Here is a 24751-nt window from a genome sequence, read left to right as displayed (position 1 = left end):
CCCGGTATCCCGGGCACGCGGAGGCCGCCCGACCCCTCCCCGGTACGGGATCCGCGCGCGGATGACGGACGGCGACAGCCCGCCCGTCCGGGTGTTCCGTCGGTCGCGGTCCGCGTGATGCGGGAAGAAGGTCGCCTACGTTATGGAGCCGGGCGCCAGGTGGGAACGAGGTCGGGTCATGAAGGAACAGCGCTGCGAACGGTGCGATCTGGTCAGCGGGATGGGCTGCGCGTGTCCGGCCGACGGATCGGCCCCGACGGCGCGGCCCACGCCCTCACCCCGACAGGAGTGGCGGCGCTTCCCCGCCGACACGATCCTGATCTCGCCGACGCGGTACGCACACGTTCCCGGGGCGTGCGCCCACCTCGTCGAAGAGCTGGTGACCGCCCCGCGCTGGGGCTGGATCCCGGCGCCTCCGAAAGGACTCTGGGACCGGCTGGGCGACAGCTGTCCGGCCACCGCGACGGAAGGGAACACCGACCGGCAGGCGGTGCGGCGGTGCGAGGAGTGCCAGGCGACGCTGACCCGGTGACCCGCCGGGTGCAAGTGGTGAGGCGGCGGTTCGCGGATGCCGGGTCATCGTCCGGGGTCCTCGGCCCCGTCGGTGTCCGGGGAGCCCCGTATGCCGCCGAGCCCGAGGGAGGCGCGGCTGCGGGCATTGGCCTCGGCGACGCGAGCGCTCAACAACTCGGCCGCGCCGAGCGGCCGTAGGCGGGCCGGGTCCGCGTCCCACTCGCGGCCGCCGCCGAGCGGGCGGAGCTGGAGGTACGGGCCGTCGTGGCCCATCACCAGACCCACCCGGCCGCTGCCGCCGTCGTGCACGGCCGCCCCGACGGGAGGCTCGTCCTCTCCTGTCACCCGGCCGCTCCGTTCCTGATCACCGTGGCGAGAGCCTGTGCGACAGGGGCCGAGCAGACGCCGAGATGGATCAGCGCGTACCGGGCCGGCCGCGCGCCGTCCTCCGCGTCCGGCCACGGGGTACGCACGTTCATCGCCGGGAGCTGGATGCCCGCGACGCGCAGTGCCGCGGCCAGGGCGTCGCGCGCGGCGACGGCCTCCTGGTTCCTGGGCGTCCTGCGGGGGAGGGGCGGCTTCGGCGGCAGCGTCATGATGGCTTCCTTCGGTTGTTCTTTCGCGGATTCCTCCGCTTGGCCACACCCCTGCGAAATACGGTGCGTGAGGGGCTCGTTACGAGAATGGCCAGGTCGAGGCCGTGACACACCGAGGGCGGGATGTGCTTCCCCGGCGTACGAGTCACGTTCCACACGTTCCACGGAGGGCACGATGCCGACGAGGCGGGCGGTCACAGGCCGCAGCAAGGAACCACGGGCACGGTTCGCGGAGGAGCTCCGGCACCTGCGCACCGAGCGCGGGGAGAGTCTGCGCCAGCTCGGCGAACGGCTCGGCTGGGACTGGTCGCTGTTCGGCAAGATGGAGAAGGGCGAGACGGTCGGCGGCCCGGAGGTCGTGCAGGCCCTGGACCAGTACTACGGGACGCCGGGTCTGCTGCTGGCCATGTGGGAGCTCGCGATCGGCGACCAGTCGCAGTTCAAGGAGCGGTACCAGCGCTACATGGCGCTGGAGGCGGAGGCGACCAGCCTGTGGCACTTCGCGGTGAGCGTGCTGCCGGGGCTGTTGCAGACGCCGGGGTACGCGCGGGAGGTTCTGGCGGCGGGTGGCACCAAGGGCGAGGCGTTGGAGCAGCAGGTCGAGGCGCGGATGGGGCGACGAGAACTACTGGTGGGGGACGACTCGCCACCGTTCCGCACGATCGTCTCGGAGGCTGTGCTCCGGACGCCCTTGCGGGATGTGGCCGAGTGGCGACGACAGTTGGAATACCTGGGGGAGCTCGGCTCCCGGGAGAACGTGACGCTTCACGTACTTCCGTTCAGCGCGGGGCCTTATGGCTTGGACAGTACGGCGCTGATGTTCCTGCGGCTTCCAGATGGGCGTACCGTCGCGTACACGGAGAACGCCTACAGGGGCGACCTCATCGAGGCGAACCAGCCGGTGGATCGGCTCCAACGTGCCTACGATGCGGTGCGTGACCTGGCGCTATCCCCTGCCGAGTCGCGGAAGTTCGTATTGAGCCTGTTGGAGGAAGTACGGTGCGATCCCTCGACCTGAACGCGGTTACCTGGCGCAAGAGTTCCTACAGCAACTCGGACGGCGGCGAGTGCGTCGAGGTCTCCGACGACTTCGCCGCCGTCGTCCCCGTCCGTGACAGCAAGCGCCCGCACGGCCCCGCGCTCACCTTCGGGACGAACGGCTGGGCGTCGTTCGTGTCCGCGGTGAAGGACGGTGCCGTGGGCGCCTGAGCCGCGCCGCGCAGGAGAAGGTCCGGCTGGCGCGGGGTGCTCCCCGTCGGCCGGACTCCCGCCCCGTTCCCGGGGGTTCAGCCCCGGTCGGCCGTCGCCTCCAGGGCGATGCGGTGGTCACCCGCGTACACGTTCATCGACGGGCCCCGCAGGAAACCGACGAGGGTCAGCCCGCTCTCGGCCGCGAGGTCCACGGCCAGCGACGAGGGCGCCGAGACCGCCGCCAGCACCGGGATGCCCGCCATCACCGCCTTCTGCGCCAACTCGAAGGACGCGCGCCCCGAGACCAGCAATATGGACTGCGAGAGCGGCAGCCGGTCGTCGGTGAGGGCGCGTCCCACCAGCTTGTCGACCGCGTTGTGGCGGCCCACGTCCTCCCGGATGTCGAGCAGTTCGCCCTCGGTGGAGAACAGCGCCGCGGCGTGCAGGCCACCGGTCCGGTCGAACACCCGCTGCGCGTCGCGCAGCCGGTCGGGGAGGGCGGCGAGCAGGGCGGGCGTCACCCGGACCGGGGGAGTGTCGGCGACCGGGTGGCGGGTCGTGGTGCGCACCGCGTCGAGGCTCGCCTTGCCGCACAGCCCGCAGGACGACGTGGTGTAGACGTTGCGCTCCAGCGTGATGTCGGGGACCACGACGCCGGGGGCGAGCTTCACGTCCACCACGTTGTACGTGTTCACGCCGTCCGCCGTCGCCCCGGCGCAGTACACGATCGACTGCACCTCCGGGCCCTCACCGATCACGCCCTCGCTCACCAGGAAGCCCGCGGCGAGCGCGAAGTCGTCGCCCGGGGTGCGCATCGTGATGGCGAGCGGCCTGCCGTTCAGCCGGATCTCCAGGGGCTCCTCGGCGACGAGGGTGTCGGGGCGGGTCGTGACGGCCCCGTCCCGGATGCGGATGGTGCGGCGGCGCTCGGTGACCCGTCCCATAGCCGTCAATCCCGATTCTGTACGTGGTGGAAGCCGAAACGGCCCTTGATACAGAGGTTGCCACGGGCCACCGGGTCGTCGTGCGGGGAGGTGACCCCTCGACGTCGTCCCCGCGCGGGAGGCGGGCCGACCGTCGCGGCGTACGGCGCCGCCGGGTGCGGGCCCGGGTGACGGCCTCACGCCGACAGCATATTGTCTACAGTATGCCCTCAGTGGGGTCAATACTTGTGACGGCGGGCGCTTTGTCCGTCCCTGATTGCGGCGTGGCCGCCGTGTGTCCGCGAAAGTTCCCGGGAAGCTGTTCGAGACGCTCCAACCTCGGGCCCGGATTCCTGTGGGGTTAGGTGCCCTTGTACCGGTCGGTAGCAACCAAGACTTGATAGTTCCTGCCAAACGTAGCGAGGGGAACCCGTACATGACCGGCTCACGTGTCGTGGCGCTCGGCCACTACCAGCCTGCCAAGGTCCTCACCAACAGCGACCTGGCGGCCATGGTCGACACCAGTGACGAGTGGATCACCAGCCGGGTCGGCATCAGGACCCGGCACGTGGGCCGCCCCGACGAACCGGTGGACGAACTCGCGGCGCACGCGGCGGCCAAGGCGCTCGCGTCGGCCGGCCTCCAGCCCTCCGACATCGACCTGGTCCTCGTCGCCACCTCCACGGCCGTCGACCGCTCGCCGAGCATGTCCGCCCGCGTCGCCGCGCGGCTGGGCATGGGCTCGCCGGCCGTGATGGACATCAACGTGGTCTGCTCCGGGTTCACCCACGCGCTGGCCACCGCCGACCACGCCGTCCGTGCCGGAGCGGCCACCCGGGCCCTGGTCATCGGCGCCGACAAGATGGGGGACATCGTCGACTGGACGGATCGTTCCACCTGCGTCCTGATGGGGGACGGTGCGGGGGCCGCCGTCGTCACCGCCGACCCCGACGGGGGTGACAGGCCCGGCATCGGGCCCGTCCTGTGGGGCTCGGTGCCCGAGATGGGCAACGCCGTACGGATCGAGGGCACGCCCCCGCGGTTCGCGCAGGAGGGCCAGTCCGTCTACCGCTGGGCCACCACGCAACTCCCGCCCATCGCCCGCAAGGTGTGCGAACGGGCGGGCGTCACACCCGAGGACCTCGCCGCGGTGGTGCTGCACCAGGCCAACCTGAGGATCATCGAACCCGTCGCCCGGAAGATCGGCGCGGTCAACGCGGTCATCGCCCGCGACGTGGTGGATTCCGGCAACACCTCGGCCGCCTCGATCCCCATGGCGCTGTCCAAGCTGGTCGAGCGGGGTGAGGTCGAGAGCGGCGCTCCGGCCCTGCTCTTCGGCTTCGGCGGGAACCTCTCGTACGCGGGCCAGGTGATCCGCTGTCCCTGAGGCACTCCGGTGCGGCATTGCGCTCGGTAGACTGTAGACGATAGGCAATTGCCGGCGCCCGGAGGGGGAACGCGATGTTGTCCGCAGGACTGCCGCAAGGAACGGTGCCGAAGCTGGAGCGGCCCGGGCCCTTGCGCGAACGGGTCTACGAGGCACTCCTGGAGCTGATCACCACGCGCGCTCTCAGGCCCGGCCAGCACCTGGTCGAGAGCGAGCTGGCGGGACATCTGGGGGTCTCCCGGCAGCCGGTCCGCGAGGCGCTCCAGCGGCTGAACACCGAGGGCTGGGTCGATCTGCGCCCCGCGCAGGGCGCGTTCGTCCACGAACCCACCGAGGAGGAGGCGGACCAGCTGCTGTCGGTCCGCACCCTGCTGGAGGCGGAGGCCGCCCGGCTGGCCGCCGCGCACGCGGGGCGGCCGGGCATCGAGGCCCTGGAGGAGCTGTGCTCCCGGGGCGAGCGGGCCATCGCGGCGGACGACGTCGACCTGGCCGTCGCCACGAACGCCGCCTTCCACGCCAAGGTCATGGAGCTGGCCGGCAACGTCGTGCTGGCGGAGCTGGCGGCCCAGGTGGACCGCCGCGTCCGCTGGTACTACACGCCGGTGGCCCGCACGCGCGGCACCCGGTCCTGGGTCGAGCACCGAGAGCTGATCGCGGCCATCGCCTCCAGGGACGAGCAGCGGGCGACCGAGATCATGCGGGCGCACACCGAGCACACCCGCCAGACGTATCACCAGCGCGACCAGGCCTGATCCCGCACGGGTGCGTCAGGTCCGGCCGCAGGCCGGAGGAGGAGGCCGGGGCACCACGCCCCGGCCTCCTCCTCCGTGTCCGGCCCGGGTGCCCCGGCCGCGTCCGCCGCGCAGCCCCTCCGGATCCCGGCCGTTTCCCCGGGGCGCCGGCCGGCCCGTCGGGCGCACGGCGGGAGCCGTGACGCCTCACCGCACCCGGAGCTCCCGGATCAGGCCGGCCGGGCCCTGAGGAGGGCGGGCCCGCGGTGCCGGCGGCCTCCCCGGGACCACCCGCCGGACACCCGCACGGGCGGGCGGCGCCTCCCCGAGGCGCATCTTTGTCCTGAGTGTGGAGAAAGTTGGAGCGGATTCGTGCTCAACTTCTTCCCACTCCGGTGAACCGCTGCTACGTTCCCCTCGAAAGCCCGACGGACTGGCCGATGTGGCGGGGAGGGACGCGTGAGACGTATGACGGCACGACCCGCGAACACGCACCAGGCGCGACTGCTCCGGCTGTTGCGTGACGGAGGGCCCAACTCCCGCGCACAGCTGGGGGACCAGGTCGACCTCTCCCGCTCCAAGCTCGCCGTCGAGGTGGACCGGCTGCTGGAGACCGGACTCGTCGTGGCCGACGGACTCGCCGCCTCCCGCGGCGGCCGGCGCTCCCACAACATCCGGCTCGCCCCCGGACTCCGCTTCCTCGGCGTGGACATCGGTGCGACATCCGTCGATGTCGCCGTCACCAACGCGGAGTTGGAGGTCCTCGGCCACCTCAACCATCCGATGGACGTACGGGAAGGGCCCGTCGCGGTCTTCGAGCAGGTCCTGGCGATGGCGGCCAAGCTCCGCGCGTCCGGCCTCGCCGAGGGCTACGCGGGCGCGGGCATAGGCGTACCGGGGCCCGTCCGCTTCCCCGAGGGCGTCCCGGTCGCACCGCCGATCATGCCGGGCTGGGACGGCTTCCCGGTCCGTGAGGCGCTCAGCCAGGAACTGGGCTGCCCGGTCATGGTGGACAACGACGTGAACCTGATGGCGCTCGGGGAGCAGCACGCGGGCGTCGCCCGGTCCGTGGGCGACTTCCTCTGCGTCAAGATCGGCACCGGTATCGGCTGCGGCATCGTCGTCGGCGGGGAGGTCTACCGCGGTACGACGGGCAGCGCCGGAGACATAGGGCACATCCAGGTGGAACCGGACGGGCGCGCCTGTGCCTGTGGCAACCGGGGCTGCCTGGAGGCCCACTTCAGCGGCGCGGCCCTCGCCCGCGACGCGGAGGACGCCGCCCGCGCCGGCCGGTCCACGGAACTGTCGGCCCGGCTGGAGGTGACCGGGAAGCTCTCGGCCGCCGACGTGGCCGCCGCCGCTGCCGCCGGTGACCCCACCGCGCTGGACCTGATCCGCGAGGGCGGCAACCGGGTCGGCCAGGTCATCGCCGGACTCGTCAGCTTCTTCAACCCGGGCCTCGTCGTGATCGGCGGCGGGGTGACCGGGCTCGGCCACAACCTGCTGGCCAGTGTCCGCACCCAGGTCTACCGGCAGTCCCTGCCGCTGGCCACGGGCAACCTCCCCATCGTCCTCGGTGAGCTGGGGCCCGTCGCCGGAGTGACCGGCGCGGCCAGGCTCATCAGCGACCACCTGTTCTCGCCGGCCTGATGTCCGGGCCGGCGCGCCGTTCGGCACGCGTTCCGCAGTCACCTCCGTAAGCAGCCCGTCCCGGGCCCCGCCCGCAGAACCGCACAGCACGCACACAGCGCCACCATCCAGCAGTTCCGTCAGCAGTACGGCACCGCCGGCACTGCGCCCTGCCCGCTCACCGGCCCTCCCTGGCTCCCGCTCGCGCTCGGACAGGGAAGACCTCGTTCGCCGAGGGGATTCGTCATGGCACCAGAACCACCCCTGCTCACGATGTCCGGCATCACCAAGTCGTTCCCCGGAGTGCGCGCCCTGGACGGCGTGGACCTGGAGGTGCTGGCCGGCGAAGTCCACTGCCTCCTCGGCCAGAACGGCGCCGGCAAGTCCACCCTCATCAAGGTGCTGGCCGGGGCCCACCAGCCCGACGACGGCGCCATCACCTGGCGCGGCGAGGCCGTCCAGCTGTCCTCGCCGATCACCGCGATGCGGCTGGGGATCGCCACCATCTACCAGGAACTCGACCTGGTGGAAGGGCTGTCGGTCGCGGAGAACGTCTTCCTCGGGCACGAGCCGACCAGCGCGGGCTTCGTCGTGCGCACCCGTCAGGCCCGCACCGAGGCCGCCGCGTTGCTGAAGCGGCTCGGGCACCCGGAGATCGACCCGGCCCGGCTGGTCGGCGACCTGTCCGCCGCCCACCAGCAGATCGTGTCCATGGCGCGGGCCCTGTCCCACGAGGTACGGCTCATCGTGATGGACGAGCCGTCCGCCGCCCTCGACCCCGACGAGGTCGACAACCTCTTCCGCATCGTCGACGGGCTCACCGCCGACGGCGTGGCCGTCGTCTACATCTCGCACCGGCTGGAGGAGATCCGCCGCATCGGGGACCGGGTGACCGTGCTCAAGGACGGCCGGGCCGTCGCGGTGGGGCTCCCCGCCAAGTCCACACCCACGCGCGACGTCGTCGCCATGATGACCGGCCGCAACGTCGAGTACGTCTTCCCCCCGCGGTCCGACCCCGGGGACCGGGCCACCGCCGCCCCGGTCCTGACGGTCGAAGGACTGTGCCGCAAGGGGGAGTTCGAGCCGGTCGACCTGGAGCTGAGGCCCGGCGAGATCGTCGGCCTGGCCGGGCTCGTCGGCTCCGGACGCTCCGAGATCCTGGAGACCGTGTACGGCGCCCGCAAACCCACCGCGGGCCGCGTCCTCGTCGACGGGACACCCCTGCGCGCGGGCAGTGTCCGGTCCGCCGTGGCCGCCGGGATCGGCCTGGCACCCGAGGAACGCAAGGCGCAGGCGCTGCTGCTGACGGAATCCGTCACCCGCAACGTCTCGGTCTCCTCCCTCTCCCGCTTCGCCCGCGCCGGCTGGCTCGACCGGGGCGCCGAGCGGGAGGCCGCCAGGACCGCGACCCGCGAACTCTCCCTGCGGCCCGACAACCCGGACGCGGCCGTCCGCACACTCTCCGGCGGCAACCAGCAGAAGGCGGTCCTGGCCCGCTGGCTGCTGCGAGGCTGCCGGGTCCTGCTGCTCGACGAACCCACCCGCGGTGTCGACGTCGGCGCCCGCGCCGAGCTCTACGCCGTGATCCGCCGGCTGGCCGACGAAGGCCTCGCCGTTCTGCTCGTCTCCAGCGAAGTGCCCGAAGTCCTGGGCCTCGCCGACCGGGTGCTGGTGCTCCGGGAAGGCCGTGTCGTCCACACGGCCGATGCCAGGGAGCTCGACGAGCACCGTGTACTCGACCTCGTCATGGAAGGGAGCCCGACGTCATGACACAGCCCGCACCGCCGGCGCAGCACCACGGGCCCGAGAAGGGGGCCGTGACCGGCCCCGCGACCGCGCCCGTCCGGAAGAAGGGCGGCGGCCTGCGCGCACTCGGCCTGCGCGCCGACGTCCGCAACCTCTCGCTGCTCGGCGTCCTCGCCGTCCTGGTGGCCGTCGGCGGCTTCACCGAACCCGACGCGTTCCTGGACACCGGCAACCTCCAGCTCATCCTCACGCAGTCCTCGGTCATCGGGGTCGTCACCGTCGGCGTGACGTTCGTGATCATCAGCGGCGGCATCGACCTGTCCGTCGGCGCGATGGTCGCCCTCGCCTCCGTCTGGGCGACGACCCTCGCCACCCAGGGCTTCGGCTTCGCGGGCATCCTGTTCACCGCGGTGGTCGTCGGGCTCGCCGCGGGGCTCGTCAACGGGGTGCTGATCGCGTACGGCGGCATGGTCCCGTTCATCGCGACGCTCGCCATGCTCGCCTCGGCGCGCGGCCTGGCCCTCCAGATCACGGACGGCAAGACACAGATCGTCACCGTCCAGTCGGTGCTCGACCTCGGCCTGCCCGACAGCTACGTCCTGGGCATCCCGCCCCTGGTCCTGGTCTTCGCCGCGGTCACCGTGGCCGGCTGGCTGATCCTCAACCGGACGACGTTCGGACGCCGTACGGTCGCCGTCGGCGGCAACGCGGAGGCGGCACGGCTCGCCGGCATCGACGTACGCCGCCAGCGCCTCTACCTCTACCTGCTCTCCGGCCTCTGCTGCGGGATCGCCGCCTTCATGCTCGTCATCCTGTCCGGGTCGGGCCAGAACACCAACGGCAACCTGTACGAACTCGACGCCATCGCCGCCGCGATCATCGGCGGCACCCTCCTCAGCGGCGGCCGGGGAACCATCGTCGGCTCCGTGCTCGGCGTGCTGGTCTTCACCACGATCACCAACATCTTCGCGCTCAACAACCTGCAGAGCGACGTCCAGCAGATCGCCAAGGGCGCCATCATCGTCGCCGCGGTCCTCGTCCAGCGCCGCACCCTGCGCGGCGGCGAGACCTGAGCCGTCCGGCAGGAGAGCGCCGGCACCCCCCCGCACCGATCACCCACCCGCTGTTCCGTACGCGTCACACCGGATGAAGGGTTCCACAGCCATGCCAGAAACCAGCCGCAGAGGACTGCTCTTCGGCACCGCGGCCGTCTCCGCGGGAGCCTTCCTCACCGCCTGTACCAGCAACGAGCCCAAGGAGAAGGCGCCCGCGCAGAGCAACCAGCCCGCCGCCGACGACAAGCCGGGCACGCCCGTCACCATCGGCTTCGCCGGTCCCCAGGCGGACCACGGATGGCTCAACGCGATCAACGTCAACGCCAAGTCGCGGGCCGAGAAGTACCCCGAGGTGACCCTGGAGATCACCGAGGGCTCCAACGACACCGCCGCCCAGATCGGCCAGGTCAAGACCCTCATCAACAAGAAGGTCGACGTACTCGTCGTCCTGCCCGCCGACGGCAAGGCGCTCACCCAGGTCGGTCTGGAGGCCATGAGGGCCGGCATCCCGGTCGTCAACCTGGACCGCATCTTCGCCTCGCCGCAGGCCTACCGCTGCTGGGTCGGCGGCGACAACTACGGCATGGGCCTCAACGCCGGCCACTACATCGGCGAGCAGCTCAAGGACAAGGCGAACGCCAAGGTCGTCGAGCTCGCCGGGATCGACAACCTGGAGCTCACCAAGCAGCGCAGCCAGGGATTCGCCGACGCCCTCAAGAACTACTCCAACATCAAGCTGGTGGCCCGTCAGGCCGCCGACTTCACCGTGGAGTCGGGCCAGGCCAAGATGGCGCAGCTCCTCCAGGCGCAGAAGCAGTTCGACGCCCTGTGGAACCACGACGACGACCAGGGCGTGGGCGCGCTGCGGGCCATCCAGCAGGCCGGCCGCGACGAGTTCATCATGGTCGGCGGCGCCGGTGCGAAGTCCGCCATGGACGCCATCAAGGCCGACAACAGCGTCCTGAAGGCCACCGTGCTCTACCCGCCGACGATGGCCGCGTCCGCGATCGACCTGGCGCGCGCCCTCGGCCAGAGCAAGGGGATCGCCGGGCTCTCCGAGATGGAGATCCCGACCTCGCTGACCCTGTACTCGGCCGTGGTCACCAAGGAGAACATCGACCAGTACCTGCCGACGGGCTTCAGCTGATCCCGCACCACCGCAGCCACCGAACCACCGACGAGGAGGAAGTCCGCATGGCCCGTAGGGAAGAGACGGAGCAGGAGACCGAGGCACCGCCGCCCACGGCGACACTCGGTGTCGGCATGGTCGGATACGCGTTCATGGGCGCCGCCCACTCCCAGGGGTGGCGCACCGCGGGACACGTCTTCGACCTGCCGGTGAGACCCGCTCTGGCCGCGATATGCGGACGCGACCGTACGGCCGTCGAGGCCGCCGCCGCCCGGCACGGATGGGCGGCGGCGGAGACCGACTGGCGCGCCCTGATAGCCCGGGACGACGTGCAGCTGGTGGACATCTGCACGCCGGGCGACAGCCATGCGGAGATCGCCATCGCCGCCCTCGAAGCGGGCAAGCACGTGCTGTGCGAGAAACCGCTCGCCAACACGGTCGCCGAGGCGGAGGCCATGGTGGAGGCCGCGGAGCGGGCGGCGGCCCGGGGGCAGGTGGCGATGGTCGGCTTCAACTACCGCAAGGTGCCCGCCCTCACCTACGCCCGCACCATGATCGAGGAAGGCCGGCTCGGCAGGCTGCGGCACGTACGGGCCACCTACCTCCAGGACTGGCTGGTGGACCCCGAGTCGCCGCTCACCTGGCGGCTCGAACGCGAGCGCGCCGGATCCGGCGCGCTCGGCGACCTCGGCGCGCACATCGTCGACCTCGCCCAGTACCTGGCCGGGGAACCGCTGGTCGGGGTCTCGGCGGTGAGCGAGACCTTCGTACGGGAGAGGCCCGTGCTCGCCGGTGCCGCCGCCGGGCTCTCCGGCGCCGCGGACAGTGCCGCGCGGGGGGCGGTCACTGTCGACGACGCCACCCTCTTCACAGGGCGTCTGGCGTCCGGCGCGCTGGCGTCCTTCGAGGCGACCAGGATGGCGGCGGGCCGCAAGAACGCGCTGCGGCTGGAGATCAACGGAGAGCTGGGCTCGATCGCCTTCGACCTGGAACGGCTCAACGAACTCTCCTTCCACGACCAGACCGAACCCGCCACCAGCGCCGGCTTCCGCCGGATCCTCGTCACCGAACCCCAGCACCCCTACCTGGAGGCGTGGTGGCCGCCGGGGCACGGTCTGGGCTACGAGCACACCTTCGTCCACCAGGCCCGTGACGTGGTGCGCACCATCGTCGACGGGGGCGCCCCGGTGCCCTCCTTCGCCGACGGGCTCCAGGTCCAGCGGGTGCTCGCCGCCGTCGAGGAGAGCGCCGCGAAGAACTCCGTACACACCCCGGTCCCCTTCTAGGAGGTTCCGCGCATGCCCCGTCCCTTCACCCTCTTCACCGGCCAGTGGGCCGACCTGCCCCTGGAGGAGGTCTGCCGGCTCGCCCGGGACTTCGGCTACGACGGTCTCGAACTCGCCTGCTGGGGAGACCACTTCGAGGTCGACAAGGCCCTCGCGGACCCCGGCTACATCGAGGGCCGGCGCCAGCTCCTCGACACGTACGGCCTCAAGTGCTGGGCCATCTCCAACCACCTGGTCGGGCAGGCCGTCTGCGACAGTCCGATCGACGAGCGCCACCAGGGCATCCTGCCCGCCCGCATCTGGGGGGACGGGGAGCCCGAGGGCGTACGCCGACGGGCCGCCGAGGAGATCAAGAACACCGCCCGCGCCGCCGCCGCCCTCGGCGTCGACACGGTCATCGGCTTCACCGGGTCCTCGATCTGGCACCTGGTCGCGATGTTCCCGCCGGTCCCGCCGCACATGATCGAACGCGGCTACGAGGACTTCGCGGAGCGGTGGAACCCGATCCTGGACGTCTTCGACGCCGAGGGGGTGCGCTTCGCCCACGAGGTGCACCCGAGCGAGATCGCGTACGACTACTGGACCACGCACCGCGCCCTGGAGGCCGTGGGCCACCGGCCCGCGTTCGGGCTGAACTTCGACCCGAGCCACTTCGTGTGGCAGGACCTGGACCCGGTCGGTTTCCTGTACGACTTCCGGGACCGGATCTACCACGTGGACTGCAAGGAGGCCCGCAAGCGCCTCGACGGCCGCAACGGGCGTCTCGGCTCCCATCTGCCGTGGGGCGATCCGCGGCGCGGCTGGGACTTCGTCTCGGCGGGCCACGGCGACGTGCCCTGGGAGGACGTCTTCCGGATGCTGCGGTCCATCGGCTACGAAGGCCCGGTCTCCGTGGAGTGGGAGGACGCGGGCATGGACCGGCTGACGGGGGCGCCGGAAGCGCTGGCCTCGTTGAAGCGGTTCGACTTCGACCCGCCGAGCGCGTCGTTCGACGCGGCGTTCGGCGGGGGCGAGTAGGGCCTTGCCCGCAGGGGTGAGCCGCCCGGTCCGGGCGGCTCACCGCAGGCCCTGACCCATCCGGCCGGCAGACCCCGGCCGGGGCCCGACCGCCCGGCGGCGCCCGGCCCCGTGACCGGGACCAGGCACCGCCGGAGCCTCCCCGGCCTCGTCCGGGAGGGGACCGGCGTACCTTCCGGCCCGGCCCCGTCCAGGGCCCGGGGACGGTCCGCCATGCCCTGAACCGCCTTTGTCCTTCCCCCGGCAGAAGTTCGACGCAGCTCCTGCGCAAGGCCTATCCGTAGCGGACGAACACAGCTACCGTCCCCTACGTGTACACGACATGACTCGCGTCACCGGGCTCCCCACGGCCCAGATGACGAGCGCGGCAGTCCCCGCGCGACGGCAGACCTCACCCGCCCGAACAACCGGCACCCCCCGGAGGACGCACGTGCACAGAAGCAGCAGACGGCTCCGCGCCCGAAAGACGATCGCCCTCTTCACCGGCGGACTCCTCGCCGCCGCGACCCTGACCCTGGGCTCCTCGCCCGCCGCCACCGCACAGGCCCCGCGCGCCGCGGCCGCACAGGACGCCGCCGAGGACTTCCAGCAGGTCACCCTGGCCAAGGGCGCAGCCGAGACCGGCGAACCCATGTCGCTGGCGGTGCTCCCCGACCTCAGCGTGCTGCACACCTCGCGCAGCGGCGAGCTGCGGATCACCGACAGCGCCGGGAACACCCGGATCTCCGGCACCATCCCCGTCTACTCGCACGACGAGGAAGGACTCCAGGGCGTCGGGATCGACCCGGACTTCGCGGAGAACCGGGCGGTCTACCTCTACTACGCGCCCCCGCTGGACACCCCCGCCGGCGACGCCCCGGAGAACGGCACCGCGGCCGACTTCGCCAAGTTCGACGGCGTGAACCGGCTCTCCCGCTTCGTGCTCAACGAGGACGGCACCCTCGACAACGCCAGCGAGAAGAAGGTCCTCGACATCCCGGCCACCCGCGGCATGTGCTGCCACGTCGGCGGGGACATCGACTTCGACGCGCAGGGCAACCTCTACCTCTCGACGGGTGACGACACCAACCCGTTCGCCTCCGACGGGTTCTCCCCGCTCGACGACCGCCCCGACCGCAACCCGGCGTTCGACGCCCGCCGCACCGCGGGCAACACCAACGACCTGCGGGGCAAGGTCCTGCGCATCAAGGTCGCCGACGACGGCTCGTACACCGTGCCCGAGGGCAACCTGTTCGAGCCCGGCACGGACAAGACCCGCCCCGAGATCTACGCGATGGGCCTGCGCAACCCGTTCCGCTTCAGCGTCGACAAGGCCACCGGCGTCCTGTACGTCGGTGACTACGGGCCGGACGCCGGCGCCGCCGACCCGAACCGCGGCCCGGCCGGACAGGTGGAGTTCGCCCGGATCACCGAGGCCGGGAACTTCGGCTGGCCGTTCTGCACCGGCGCCAACGACCCCTTCCGCGACTACGACTTCGCGACCGGGACCTCCGGTCCGGCCTTCGACTGCGCCGCCCCGAAGAACGACTCGGCGCACAACACCGGCCTCGTGGACCTGCCGCCGTCCCAGCCCGCGTGGATCCCCTACGACGGCGGATCCGTGCCCGAGTTCGGCACCGGCTCGGAGTCCCCGATGGGCGGACCCGTCTACCGCTACGACGCGGACCTCGACTCACCGGTGAAGTTCCCCGAGGAGTACGACGGCGACTTCTTCGCCGGAGAGTTCGGACGCCAGTGGATCAAGCGCATCGAGCAGGACGCCGACGGCACCGTGCAGTCCATCAACGACATCCCGTGGACCGGCACCCAGGTCATGGACATGGCCTTCGGCCCCGACGGCGCGCTGTACGTCCTGGACTACGGCCTCTCCTGGTTCGGCGGTGACGAGCACTCGGCGCTGTACCGCATCGAGAACGCCACGGGCGGCCGCTCACCCATCGCCGAGGCATCCTCGGACAAGACCTCGGGTGTCGCCCCCCTCAAGGTGAAGTTCTCCTCCGCCGGCACCACCGACGGGGACGGCGACCCGCTGACGTACGCCTGGGACTTCGGTGACGGCGGCACCTCCAAGGCCGCCAACCCCACCTACACGTACAAGAAGAACGGCACCTACGTCGCCACCCTGACCGCCGAGGACCCGACGGGACGCACCGGCTCGGCGAGCGTGCACATCACCGTCGGCAACACCGCGCCCACCGTCGTGCTCCAGGCCCCGGCCGACGGGCAGCCGTTCGAGTTCGGCGACGCCGTGCCCTTCAAGGTGACCGTCACCGACCCGGAGGACGGCACCATCGACTGCTCCAAGGTCGAGGTCAAGTTCACCCTGGGCCACGACAGCCACGGCCACGACATCACCACCGAGCACGGCTGCGAAGGCACCATCAAGACCGCGATGGAGGGCGGCCACGACCCCAACGCCAACATCTACGGCGGGATCTCCGCGTCCTACACCGACGGTGGCGGCGGCGGCCAGGCCGCACTGACCGGCCGTGACGGCGCGAAGCTCCAGCCGCGGCTGCGCCAGGCCGAGCACTTCGACGACTCCTTCGGCATCACCACACCGGGCAAGACCAGCGCCCACGGCGGCCGGACGGTCGGCGACATCCACAACGACGACTGGATCTCCTTCACCCCGTACGTCCTCGACGGCTCCACCAAGCTCACCGCCCGTACCTCCTCGGCCGGCGCGGGAGGCTTCCTCGAAGTGCGGGCCGGATCGCCCACCGGCAAGATCCTCGGCTCCGCGCCCGTCCCGGTGACCGGCAGCTGGGACACCTTCCAGGACATCGACGTGCCGCTGCGCGGCGCACCGAAGAAGGCCACGGCACTCTTCCTGGTCTTCAAGGGCGGAGCCGGAGCGCTGTACGACATCGACGAGTTCGAGCTCTCGAACAGCCCGGTCGACCGGACCGCGAAGCGCGTCCTCGTCTTCTCCAAGACGGGCGGCTTCCGGCACGACTCGATCCCCGAGGGCATCGCCTCGCTCAAGGAGCTCGGCAAGGACACCAACATCACGGTCGACTCCACCGAGGAGGCCGGCCAGTTCACCACCAGCAACCTGGCGCGCTACGACGCCGTCGTCTTCCTCTCGACGACCGGTGACGTGCTCAACGCCGACCAGCAGAAGGCCTTCGAGAACTTCGTGGCCACCGGCGGCGGTTACATGGGCGTCCACGCGGCGGCCGACACCGAGTACGACTGGGAGTTCTACGGCGGCCTCGTCGGGGCCTACTTCGATTCCCACCCGCAGATCCAGCCCGCGACCGTCCGCGTGGAGAACCACGACCATCCGGCGACCGCCCACCTGGACGACGCCTGGGACCGCACCGACGAGTGGTACAACTACCGCACCAACCCCCGGGACAAGGCCCAGGTCCTCGCCACCCTCGACGAGACCACCTACACCGGCGGCACGATGAAGGGCGACCACCCGATCTCCTGGTGCCAGGCGTACCAGGGCGGCCGTTCCTTCTACACCGGCCTCGGCCACACCAAGGAGTCCTACGCCGAACCCGCCTTCCGCCAGCACCTGCTGGGCGGTCTGCGCTACGCCGCCGGACAGGTCAAGGCCAACTGCAAGCCGGACACCGGCTACCGGACGATCTTCAACGGGAAGACCCTCGAAGGGTGGAAGCAGGCCGGTCCGGGCACGTTCGACGTGGTGGACGGCGAGCTGCGCACCCGGGGCGGCATGGGACTCCTGACCTACCAGGCCAAGGAGCTGAAGGCCTACTCGCTGAAGCTCGACTGGAAGATGGAGGGCGACGACAACTCCGGTGTCTTCGTCGGGTTCCCCGAGTCGCAGGACCCGTGGTCCGCGGTGAACAACGGCTACGAGGTCCAGATCGACGCCACCGACGCCCCCGACCGCACGACGGGCGCCATCTACACCTTCAAGTCCGCCAACATCAAGGCCCGTGACCAGGTCCTGCGGCCGCCCGGCCAGTGGAACAGCTACGAGATCAAGGTCCAGGGCGAGCGGCTCCAGGTCTTCCTCAACGGTGTGAAGATCAACGACTTCACCAACACGGACCCGGTCCGCAGCCTCAGGAGCGGCTACATCGGTCTCCAGAACCACGGGGCCGACGACCACGTGTCCTTCCGCAACATCCAGCTGAAGGAGCTGCCCTCGACGTAGGGCGGCCACCTCCTGCGCCGGCGGCGGGCGGGGAAGCGCACCTCTTCCCCGCCCGCCGCACACCACCCCTTCTTCATCTCCCAAGGAGGCAGCCCGTGACCTCACATGCCGTTCGTACCGGAGTCTGGTTCATAGGAGCACGCGGCTCCGTCGCCACCACCGCCACCGCGGGGTGCGCGGCCGTCGCGGCGGGGCTCCATCCGCCGACCGGCATGGTCACCGAGACACCACCCTTCAACGGCACCGGGCTGGCGCCACTGACCTCCCTCGTCTTCGGCGGCCACGACACCCTCGACTGCCCCCTGCCCAAGCGGGCCGAGGCCCTGGCGGCCGGCGGAGTGCTCCCCTACGGACTGCCCTCGGCCGTGCAGGCCGAACTCGGCGCCGCGGACGCGGAGATACGGCCCGGCGGCCCGCTGCCCGGCGACACCCGCACCGACGAGGAGCTCATCACCGCCTTCGCCGCCGACATCGAGGACTTCACCGCCCGGCACGGGCTGGCCCGCACCGTCGTCATCAACGTCGCCTCGACCGAGCCCGCCCCCGGCGAGGACGACTCCCGGCTCCCCGCCAGCTCCCTCTACGCGGCGGCCGCGCTCCGCGCGGGCTGCCCGTACGTCAACTTCACGCCGTCCACCGGGCTGCGCAGCCCGGAGCTCCAGGACGCCGTCGGGTCCTGCGGCCTTCCCCACGCCGGGCGCGACGGCAAGACCGGCCAGACGCTGCTGCGCTCCGTGCTCGCGCCGATGTTCGTCCAGCGCGCGCTGCCGGTACGCGCCTGGTCGGGCACGAACCTCCTGGGCGGCGGGGACGGGGCGGCGCTGTCCGACCCGGCCGCCGCGGCCGCCAAGAACGCGGGCAAGGAACGCGTACTGGCCGACACCCTCGGAGCCGCGCCGGAGGGCGAGGTCCACATCGACGACGTACCGGCCATGGGGGACTGGAAGACCGCCTGGGACCACATCGCCTTCGACGGGTTCCTCGGCTCGCGGATGATCCTCCAGACGATCTGGCAGGGCTGCGACTCCGCCCTCGCCGCACCGCTGGTCCTGGACCTGGCCCGGCTGCTGGCCCGTGCCCACGAGGCGGGACTGACAGGCCCCCGGCCCGAACTCGGCTTCTACTTCAAGGACCCGGACGGCGGACCGGCCGGGCTCCCCGAGCAGTACGCGGCGCTGCTGGACTTCGCCGGACGCCTGCGGGCCGCCCGGTGAAGGCCCTGCGGCTGCTCGCGGCCGTGACCGGCTCCCCGCGACTGCTCGGACCCGGCCGGGGGACCACGGCCGGCGCGGTGCGGGTCCCACCAGAACGTCTGTCCGGCGCGGGCGGGACTGCGCCCGCGCCGGACAGGCCCGCCCCCCGGGAGCGACTGCGGGCCTGGGCGGAACTGCTCCGGGTGTCCGCGCTGTTCACCGTGCCGGGTGACGCGCTTGCCGGAGCGTCCGCCGCGGGCCTCCGTCCCGGCCGGGGCACCGCCCTCGCCGTCGGCGCCTCGCTGTGCCTGTACGAGGCGGGCATGGCCCTCAACGACTGGGCGGACCGCGAGGAGGACGCCGTCGACCGCCCGCACCGGCCGATCCCCTCGGGCCGTGTCGCGCCGGGGGCCGCGCTGGCGGCGGCGGGCGTCCTGACGGCGGCCGGACTCACCCTGGCCGCCCGGGCGGGCCGGCCCGCCCTCGCCGTGGCATCCGGTCTGGCGGCCACGGTCTGGGCCTACGACCTGCGGCTCAAGCACACGAAGCTGGGGCCGGCGGCGATGGCCTCGGCCCGCGCCCTGGACCTGCTGCTCGGCGCCACGGCGACGGCGACGGGATCCGCGACGCAGGCCGGGACCCCGACGGTGACGGGCTCCGCGAGGGCGGGCGGCGGCCCGGAGACCGTGGTGGCCGCCGGGCGCGGGACCGCCCCGGCCGCCCGGCCCGCGACCGGGACGCGACAGGGCGGACGGCCCGTCATCGGTACGCGACAGGGCGGACGGCCCGTCACCGGTACGCGACAGGGCGGACGGCCCGTGACCGTCACCGCCCTCGCCGGCCCGCGCAGGCAGCCGCCCACCGCACCCCCCGCTCGCGCGGCCTCCGCCGCGCTCCCCGCCGCCCTCGCGCTCGGCGCGCACACCTACGCCGTCACCGCCGTGTCCCGGCACGAGGCGCGGGGCGGCTCCACCGCCGCACCGCTCGCGGCCCTGGCCGGTGCCGCCGGACTCGGGGCGGCCGTCCTGCGCGGCGGACCGGCCCGGGGCGAGCCACCCCGCGCACACGGCACCGCCGAACGGCTCCTGCTCCCCGCGTTCGCCGCCGCCTACCTCCGCACCTGCGCCGTCCCCCTCCTGCACGCGGCCCTCAACCCGTCCCCGCCCCTCACCCAGCGTGCCGTCGGCGGCGGCATCCGGGCGATGATCCCGCTCCAGGCCGCACTCGCGGCCAGGGCCGGGGCACCCCTCGCCGGGCTCGCGGCCATGGCACTCGTCCCCCTCGCCCGCGCCCTCTCCAGGAAGGTGAGCCCCACATGACCCTCCGCCTCGGCTACGGAACCAACGGACTCACCGACCTCCGGCTCGACGACGCCCTCGGCCTCCTCGCCGACCTCGGCTACGACGGGGTCGGCCTGACCCTCGACCACATGCACCTCGACCCGCTCGCCCCGGACCTCGCGGCGCGCACCCGCCAGGTGGCCCGCAGGCTCACCGGACTGGGCCTCGGCGTCACCGTCGAGACCGGCGCCCGCTACGTCCTGGACCCCCGGCGCAAACACGGCCCCTCCCTCCTCGACCCCGACCCCGAGGCCCGCGCCGCCCGCGCGGACCTGCTCGTCACGGCCGTCGGCGTGGCCGCCGACCTCGGAGCCCACGCCGTGCACTGCTTCAGCGGCATCACCCCGCCCGACACCGCCACCGACACCGCCTGGGAACGGCTGACCGGCGCCCTCGCCCCCGTGCTGGACGCCGCCGAACGCGCGGGCGTCCCCCTCGCCGTCGAACCCGAACCCGGCCACCTCCTGGCGTCGCTCGCCGACTTCCACCACCTGCGCACCCTCCTCGGCGACCCGGGCCCCCTCGGACTCACCCTCGACATCGGCCACTGCCAGTGCCTGGAACCCGCCTCGCCCGCCGACTGCGTGAAGGAGGCCGCCCCCTGGCTGCGCCACGTCCAGATCGAGGACATGCGACGCGGCGTCCACGAACACCTGCCGTTCGGCGACGGCGAGATCGACTTCCCGCCGGTACTCGAAGCGCTCGCCGCCACCGGATACGCCGGCCTCACCGTCGTCGAACTGCCCCGGCACTCCCACGCGGGCCCCGAACTCGCCCGCGCCTCACTCGACTTCCTGCGCCGGGCCACCGGGACGACGGACGGAGCCGCACCGTGCTGACCAGCCGCGAGGAACTCGACGCCCTGCTCCGCGGTGCGGCCAGGGCCTGGCTCGACGAGGCGCTCGCCGAGGCCGCGCACGCCGCGGCCCACCCCGACGCCGACAGCGGTGACCCACCCTGGCAGCTGCGGTTCGCCTCCGCGGGAAGACACTGCGGCCTCGAACACGCCGACTCCGTACGCGCCCTGCTGCTCGTCGAGGCCCGGGCGGGGCTGCCCGCCGTGACGCGGCTCTACGAGCAGGGCACCGCCGCCGAGCGGCGCGCCGTCCTGCTCACCCTGCACCGGCTCGACGTCGGCGCCACCGCGCTCCCGCTCGTCGAGGACGCCCTGCGCACCAACGACACCCGCCTCGTCGCCGCGGCCGTCGGCCCCTACGGCGCCGCCCACCTCGACGCGCACGGCTGGCGGCACGCCGTCCTGAAGTGCCTCTTCACCGAGGTCCCCGTGGAGGCCCTCGACCGGCTCGCCGAGCGGGCCCGCGGAGACGCCGAACTCGCCCGCATGCTCGGCGACTTCGCAGCAGAACGCACAGCGGCGGGGCGTGCCGTCCCCACCGGTCTGCGGACCGTCCTCGACCTCACGGCCCCGGCGCCCGCCCCCACGGAGGAGTCCTGATGCGCATCTTCGACCCCCACATCCACATGACGTCCCGCACCACGGACGACTACCAGGCGATGTACGACGCCGGGGTCCGGGCCCTCGTCGAACCCTCCTTCTGGCTCGGCCAGCCCCGCACCTCGCCCGCCAGCTTCTTCGACTACTTCGACGCACTCCTCGGCTGGGAGCCCTTCCGCGCCGCCCAGTACGGCATCGCGCACCACTGCACGCTCGCCCTCAACCCCAAGGAGGCGAACGACCCGCGCTGCACCCCCGTCCTGGACGCCCTGCCCCGCTACCTCGTCAAGGACTCCGTCGTCGCCGTCGGCGAGATCGGCTACGACTCGATGACACCCGCCGAGGACACCGCGCTCGCGACCCAGCTCCAGCTCGCCGCCGACCACGGTCTCCCCGCACTCGTCCACACCCCGCACCGCGACAAGCTCGCCGGTCTGCGCCGCACCATCGACGTCGTCCGGGAGTCCGACCTCCCCCCGGGGTCCGTCCTGCTCGACCACCTCAACGAGACGACCGTCCAGGACGCCCTGGACAGCGGCTGCTGGGCCGGCTTCTCCATCTACCCCGACACCAAGATGGACGAGGACCGCATGATCACCGTCCTGCGGAACCACGGCACCGACAGGATCCTCGTCAACTCCGCCGCGGACTGGGGCAGGAGCGACCCGCTGAAGACCCGCAAGGTCGCCGAAACCATGCTGAAGGCCGGATTCGACGAGGACGAGGTCGACAAGGTCCTCTGGCGCAACCCCGTCGCCTTCTACGGGCAGAGCGGCAGGCTCCAGCTCGACACCGCCGCCCCCGCCCCGCTCCACGAAGGCAACTCCATCCTCCGCGGCGGGGAGTGAGCCATGCGCTTCCGCCACCCCGACGGCTCCACCGTCCACCTCGCGTACTGCACCAACGTGCACCCCGCCGAGACCCTCGAAGGGGTCCGCGCCCAGCTGCGCGACCACTGCGAGCCCGTACGCAGGCGCCTCGGCCGGGACCGCCTCGGCATCGGACTCTGGCTCGCCAGGGACGCCGCCCGCGCCCTGATCAACGACCCCGCCGCACTGCGCGCGCTGCGCGGCGAGCTCGAACACCGCGGCCTCGAAGTGGTCACCCTCAACGGCTTCCCCTACGAGGGGTTCGGCGCCCAGGAGGTGAAGTACCGCGTCTACACCCCGGACTGGACCGACCCCGAACGCCTCGCCCACACCACCGACCTGGCCCGGCTGCTCGCCGCCCTGCTCCCCGACGACGTCACCGAGGGCACCGTCTCCACCCTGCCGATCGCCTGGCGCACCCCCTACGCCGACGACCCCACGGCCGCCGGCACCGCGCGCAAGGCACTCACCACGCTCGCCCAGCGGCTCGACGCCCTCGCCGAACTGACCGGCAAGGACATCAGGATCGGCCTCGAACCCGAACCGGGCTGCACCGTCGAGACCACCGCCGACGCCATCGGCCCCCTCACGGAGGTCGGACACGACCGCATCGGCGTCTGCGTCGACACCTGCCACCTCGCCACCTCCTTCGAGGACCCGGACACCGCGCTCGACGCCCTGCGCGCCGCCGGGATCGGCATCGCCAAGGCCCAGCTCTCCGCCGCGCTGCACGCCGAGCACCCGCACCTGCCCGAGGTGCGCGAGGCACTGGCCGCCTTCGCCGAACCCCGCTTCCTGCACCAGACCCGCACCCTCACCACGGCGGGCCTGCGGGGGACCGACGACCTGGAGGAGGCGGTGTCCGGCGGTGTCCTCCCCGACGGCACGCCCTGGCGCTCCCACTTCCACGTCCCCCTGCACGCCCCGCCCGCACCCCCGCTCACCTCCACCCTCCCGGTGCTCCAGACCGTGCTGGACCGGCTCGTCGGCGGACCCGCCCCCCTGACCCGGCACCTCGAGGTCGAGACGTACACCTGGCAGGCGCTCCCCGCCGAGCTGCGCCCGCGCACCCGCACCCAGCTCGCCGACGGGATCGCCGCCGAACTCACCCTGGCCCGCGACCTCCTCGCCGACCTCGGACTGAAGGAGCTCCCATGACCGCACCGGGCACCGGCACGCGCCCCACCCCACTCCTGGTCCTCGACGTCGTCGGCCTCACCCCCCAGCTCCTCCAGCACATGCCGAACCTCCGGGCCATGGCCGGATCGAAGGCACCCCTGTCCACCGTGCTGCCCGCCGTCACCTGCGCCGCCCAGTCCACCTTCCTCACCGGCACCCACCCCGCCGAACACGGCATCGTCGCCAACGGCTGGTACTTCCGCGAGCTCGGCGACGTCCTGCTGTGGCGCCAGCACAACGGGCTCGTGGAGGGGGACAAGCTCTGGGACGCCGCCCGGCGCGCCCACCCCGGGTACACCGTCGCCAACATCTGCTGGTGGTACGCGATGGGGGCCGACACCGACTGGACCGTCACCCCCCGCCCCGTGTACTACGCCGACGGCCGCAAGGAACCGGACTGCTACACCCGCCCCCCGGCGCTGCACGACGAACTGACGGAGAAGCTCGGCACCTTCCCCCTCTTCCACTTCTGGGGGCCCGGCGCCGACCTCGTCTCCTCGCAGTGGATCATCGACGCCACCCGCCACATCCTGACCACCCGCGCCCCCGACCTGGCCCTCTGCTACCTCCCGCACCTCGACTACGACCTCCAGCGCTACGGCCCCGACGACCCCCGCTCCCACCGCGCCGCGGCCGACCTCGACCGTGCCGTCGCCCCCCTGCTCGACGAGGCCAGGGCCGCCGGGCGCACCGTCGTGGCGCTCTCCGAGTACGGCATCACCCGCGTGGACCGGCCCGTGGACATCAACCGCGCCCTGCGCCGCGCCGGCCTGCTGGAGGTCCACACCCAGGACGGCATGGAGTACCTCGACCCCATGGCCTCCCGTGCCTTCGCGGTCGCCGACCACCAGCTCGCCCACGTCTACGTGCGCGGGCCCGAGGACCTGGAAGCGGCCCGCGAAGCCCTCGCGGACCTGCCGGGCATCGCCGAACTCCTCGACGACGAGGGCAAGAAGGCCCACCACCTGGACCATCCCCGCTCCGGCGAGCTCGTCGCCGTCGCGGAGAAGGACGCCTGGTTCACGTACTACTACTGGCTCGACGACGACCGCGCACCCGACTTCGCGCAGCTCGTCGAGATCCACCGCAAACCGGGCTACGACCCCGTCGAGCTCTTCATGGACCCCCAGGACCCCTACGTCCGGGTCAAGGCCGCCTCGGCCCTCGCCCGCAAGAAGCTCGGGATGCGCTACCGCATGGCGGTCGTCCCCCTGGACCCCTCACCCATTCGCGGCAGCCACGGCCGCCTCCCCGCGAGCGACGACGAGGGTCCGCTCATCCTCTGCTCCGCCCCCCACGCGCTCACCGGCCGAGTCCAGGCCACCGAAGTGAAGTCCCTGCTCCTCCAGCTCGCCGGACTGCACTGACCATCC

22 protein-coding genes and 1 pseudogene are annotated in these 24751 nt (G+C 72.4%); 19 read left to right on the top strand and 4 right to left on the bottom strand.

The window, feature by feature from the left end; translation table 11 throughout:
* Positions 1-178 precede the first annotated feature (178 nt).
* On the top strand, positions 179-532 hold the full coding sequence (locus tag ACFVS9_RS27945) for a hypothetical protein (RefSeq protein ID WP_383116712.1): 354 nt from the start codon (positions 179-181) through the stop codon (positions 530-532).
* Between the two features lie 44 nt (positions 533-576).
* On the opposite strand, the gene ACFVS9_RS27940 is transcribed toward ACFVS9_RS27945, so the two are convergent.
* Positions 577-858, bottom strand: a complete 282-nt coding sequence (locus ACFVS9_RS27940) for a hypothetical protein (protein ID WP_389936562.1) — start codon at positions 856-858, stop codon at positions 577-579.
* On the bottom strand, positions 855-1109 hold the full coding sequence (locus ACFVS9_RS27935) for a hypothetical protein (RefSeq protein WP_389936559.1): 255 nt from the start codon (positions 1107-1109) through the stop codon (positions 855-857). The genes ACFVS9_RS27940 and ACFVS9_RS27935 overlap by 4 nt, the downstream gene beginning before the upstream one ends.
* A 175-nt stretch (positions 1110-1284) precedes the next feature.
* Here ACFVS9_RS27935 and ACFVS9_RS27930 point away from each other — a divergent pair, with 175 nt between their 5' ends.
* Both ACFVS9_RS27930 and ACFVS9_RS27925 read left to right on the top strand, forming a co-directional pair.
* Positions 1285-2127: a helix-turn-helix domain-containing protein gene (locus tag ACFVS9_RS27930; protein ID WP_389936557.1), complete on the top strand. Its 843-nt coding sequence runs from the start codon at positions 1285-1287 to the stop codon at positions 2125-2127.
* Positions 2109-2318 (top strand): DUF397 domain-containing protein, encoded by a 210-nt coding sequence (locus tag ACFVS9_RS27925; protein ID WP_389936554.1) that lies wholly within the window; start codon positions 2109-2111, stop codon positions 2316-2318. Before ACFVS9_RS27930 ends, ACFVS9_RS27925 begins: the two co-directional genes overlap by 19 nt.
* Before the next feature lie 77 nt (positions 2319-2395).
* On the opposite strand, the gene fdhD is transcribed toward ACFVS9_RS27925, so the two are convergent.
* Entirely contained in the window at positions 2396-3244 is an 849-nt protein-coding gene (gene fdhD, locus ACFVS9_RS27920) for a formate dehydrogenase accessory sulfurtransferase FdhD (protein WP_383116717.1), read from the bottom strand.
* Positions 3245-3249: 5 nt separating this feature from the next.
* Positions 3250-3342 (bottom strand): annotated as a pseudogene (locus ACFVS9_RS27915) (Fe-S-binding domain-containing protein); the annotation flags it as partial.
* Between the two features lie 317 nt (positions 3343-3659).
* On the opposite strand from ACFVS9_RS27915, the gene ACFVS9_RS27910 reads away from it, so the two are divergent.
* The 16 genes from ACFVS9_RS27910 to ACFVS9_RS27835 all read left to right on the top strand — a co-directional run bounded on the left by ACFVS9_RS27910 (position 3660) and on the right by ACFVS9_RS27835 (position 24745).
* Positions 3660-4610, top strand: a complete 951-nt coding sequence (locus ACFVS9_RS27910; protein WP_383116719.1) for a beta-ketoacyl-ACP synthase III — start codon at positions 3660-3662, stop codon at positions 4608-4610.
* 74 nt (positions 4611-4684) lie between these two features.
* Positions 4685-5362, top strand: coding sequence for a GntR family transcriptional regulator (locus ACFVS9_RS27905; protein WP_383116720.1), 678 nt, complete (start codon positions 4685-4687; stop codon positions 5360-5362).
* A 447-nt stretch (positions 5363-5809) separates the two neighbouring features.
* On the top strand, positions 5810-6991 hold the full coding sequence (locus ACFVS9_RS27900) for an ROK family protein (protein WP_383116721.1): 1182 nt from the start codon (positions 5810-5812) through the stop codon (positions 6989-6991).
* Between the two features lie 225 nt (positions 6992-7216).
* Positions 7217-8740: a sugar ABC transporter ATP-binding protein gene (locus ACFVS9_RS27895; RefSeq protein WP_389936549.1), complete on the top strand. Its 1524-nt coding sequence runs from the start codon at positions 7217-7219 to the stop codon at positions 8738-8740.
* Complete coding sequence (locus tag ACFVS9_RS27890) at positions 8737-9789, top strand: ABC transporter permease (protein WP_389936547.1); 1053 nt, start codon at positions 8737-8739, stop codon at positions 9787-9789. The genes ACFVS9_RS27895 and ACFVS9_RS27890 overlap by 4 nt, the downstream gene beginning before the upstream one ends.
* Positions 9790-9880: 91 nt before the next feature.
* The gene (locus ACFVS9_RS27885) at positions 9881-10918 is read left to right on the top strand and encodes a substrate-binding domain-containing protein (RefSeq protein ID WP_383116724.1); all 1038 of its coding nucleotides are present in this window, start codon (positions 9881-9883) and stop codon (positions 10916-10918) included.
* Between the two features lie 47 nt (positions 10919-10965).
* Positions 10966-12186 carry a Gfo/Idh/MocA family protein gene (locus ACFVS9_RS27880; RefSeq protein WP_383116725.1) on the top strand — a complete coding sequence of 407 codons (1221 nt, stop codon included), beginning with the start codon at positions 10966-10968 and terminating at the stop codon, positions 12184-12186.
* A 12-nt stretch (positions 12187-12198) separates the two neighbouring features.
* On the top strand, positions 12199-13203 hold the full coding sequence (locus ACFVS9_RS27875; RefSeq protein WP_383116726.1) for a sugar phosphate isomerase/epimerase family protein: 1005 nt from the start codon (positions 12199-12201) through the stop codon (positions 13201-13203).
* Positions 13204-13633: 430 nt separating this feature from the next.
* Positions 13634-17341 (top strand): ThuA domain-containing protein, encoded by a 3708-nt coding sequence (locus tag ACFVS9_RS27870; protein ID WP_389936542.1) that lies wholly within the window; start codon positions 13634-13636, stop codon positions 17339-17341.
* 95 nt (positions 17342-17436) lie between these two features.
* Positions 17437-18555: an inositol-3-phosphate synthase gene (locus ACFVS9_RS27865; RefSeq protein WP_383116728.1), complete on the top strand. Its 1119-nt coding sequence runs from the start codon at positions 17437-17439 to the stop codon at positions 18553-18555.
* Positions 18552-19853: a UbiA family prenyltransferase gene (locus tag ACFVS9_RS27860; RefSeq protein WP_389936539.1), complete on the top strand. Its 1302-nt coding sequence runs from the start codon at positions 18552-18554 to the stop codon at positions 19851-19853. The genes ACFVS9_RS27865 and ACFVS9_RS27860 overlap by 4 nt, the downstream gene beginning before the upstream one ends.
* Positions 19850-20713 carry a sugar phosphate isomerase/epimerase family protein gene (locus ACFVS9_RS27855; protein ID WP_389936537.1) on the top strand — a complete coding sequence of 288 codons (864 nt, stop codon included), beginning with the start codon at positions 19850-19852 and terminating at the stop codon, positions 20711-20713. The genes ACFVS9_RS27860 and ACFVS9_RS27855 overlap by 4 nt, the downstream gene beginning before the upstream one ends.
* Entirely contained in the window at positions 20707-21330 is a 624-nt protein-coding gene (locus tag ACFVS9_RS27850) for an EboA domain-containing protein (protein ID WP_389936534.1), read from the top strand. The genes ACFVS9_RS27855 and ACFVS9_RS27850 overlap by 7 nt, the downstream gene beginning before the upstream one ends.
* Complete coding sequence (locus tag ACFVS9_RS27845; protein WP_389936530.1) at positions 21330-22178, top strand: TatD family hydrolase; 849 nt, start codon at positions 21330-21332, stop codon at positions 22176-22178. Before ACFVS9_RS27850 ends, ACFVS9_RS27845 begins: the two co-directional genes overlap by 1 nt.
* Positions 22179-22181: 3 nt before the next feature.
* The gene (eboE, locus tag ACFVS9_RS27840) at positions 22182-23357 is read left to right on the top strand and encodes a metabolite traffic protein EboE (protein ID WP_383116733.1); all 1176 of its coding nucleotides are present in this window, start codon (positions 22182-22184) and stop codon (positions 23355-23357) included.
* Complete coding sequence (locus tag ACFVS9_RS27835) at positions 23354-24745, top strand: alkaline phosphatase family protein (RefSeq protein ID WP_389936527.1); 1392 nt, start codon at positions 23354-23356, stop codon at positions 24743-24745. The genes eboE and ACFVS9_RS27835 overlap by 4 nt, the downstream gene beginning before the upstream one ends.
* Positions 24746-24751: the final 6 nt, after the last annotated feature.

This window comes from Streptomyces sp. NPDC058008 (assembly GCF_042886395.1).
Classification (GTDB): Bacteria; Actinomycetota; Actinomycetes; order Streptomycetales; family Streptomycetaceae; genus Streptomyces.
Note: the sequence above shows the minus strand (reverse complement) of the source record. Positions and strands in the feature narration are given on the sequence as shown.

Bases quoted from the DNA above. Each gene is read 5' to 3' on its own strand.
- ACFVS9_RS27945 (WP_383116712.1), top strand. From the start codon at position 179: ATGAAGGAACAGCGCTGCGAACGGTGCGATCTGGTCAGCGGGATGGGC.
- ACFVS9_RS27935 (WP_389936559.1), bottom strand. From the start codon at position 1,109: ATGACGCTGCCGCCGAAGCCGCCCCTCCCCCGCAGGACGCCCAGGAAC.
- ACFVS9_RS27930 (WP_389936557.1), top strand. From the start codon at position 1,285: ATGCCGACGAGGCGGGCGGTCACAGGCCGCAGCAAGGAACCACGGGCA.
- fdhD (WP_383116717.1), bottom strand. From the start codon at position 3,244: ATGGGACGGGTCACCGAGCGCCGCCGCACCATCCGCATCCGGGACGGG.
- ACFVS9_RS27910 (WP_383116719.1), top strand. From the start codon at position 3,660: ATGACCGGCTCACGTGTCGTGGCGCTCGGCCACTACCAGCCTGCCAAG.
- ACFVS9_RS27905 (WP_383116720.1), top strand. From the start codon at position 4,685: ATGTTGTCCGCAGGACTGCCGCAAGGAACGGTGCCGAAGCTGGAGCGG.
- ACFVS9_RS27900 (WP_383116721.1), top strand. From the start codon at position 5,810: ATGACGGCACGACCCGCGAACACGCACCAGGCGCGACTGCTCCGGCTG.
- ACFVS9_RS27895 (WP_389936549.1), top strand. From the start codon at position 7,217: ATGGCACCAGAACCACCCCTGCTCACGATGTCCGGCATCACCAAGTCG.
- ACFVS9_RS27890 (WP_389936547.1), top strand. From the start codon at position 8,737: ATGACACAGCCCGCACCGCCGGCGCAGCACCACGGGCCCGAGAAGGGG.
- ACFVS9_RS27885 (WP_383116724.1), top strand. From the start codon at position 9,881: ATGCCAGAAACCAGCCGCAGAGGACTGCTCTTCGGCACCGCGGCCGTC.
- ACFVS9_RS27880 (WP_383116725.1), top strand. From the start codon at position 10,966: ATGGCCCGTAGGGAAGAGACGGAGCAGGAGACCGAGGCACCGCCGCCC.
- ACFVS9_RS27875 (WP_383116726.1), top strand. From the start codon at position 12,199: ATGCCCCGTCCCTTCACCCTCTTCACCGGCCAGTGGGCCGACCTGCCC.
- ACFVS9_RS27855 (WP_389936537.1), top strand. From the start codon at position 19,850: ATGACCCTCCGCCTCGGCTACGGAACCAACGGACTCACCGACCTCCGG.
- ACFVS9_RS27845 (WP_389936530.1), top strand. From the start codon at position 21,330: ATGCGCATCTTCGACCCCCACATCCACATGACGTCCCGCACCACGGAC.
- eboE (WP_383116733.1), top strand. From the start codon at position 22,182: ATGCGCTTCCGCCACCCCGACGGCTCCACCGTCCACCTCGCGTACTGC.
- ACFVS9_RS27835 (WP_389936527.1), top strand. From the start codon at position 23,354: ATGACCGCACCGGGCACCGGCACGCGCCCCACCCCACTCCTGGTCCTC.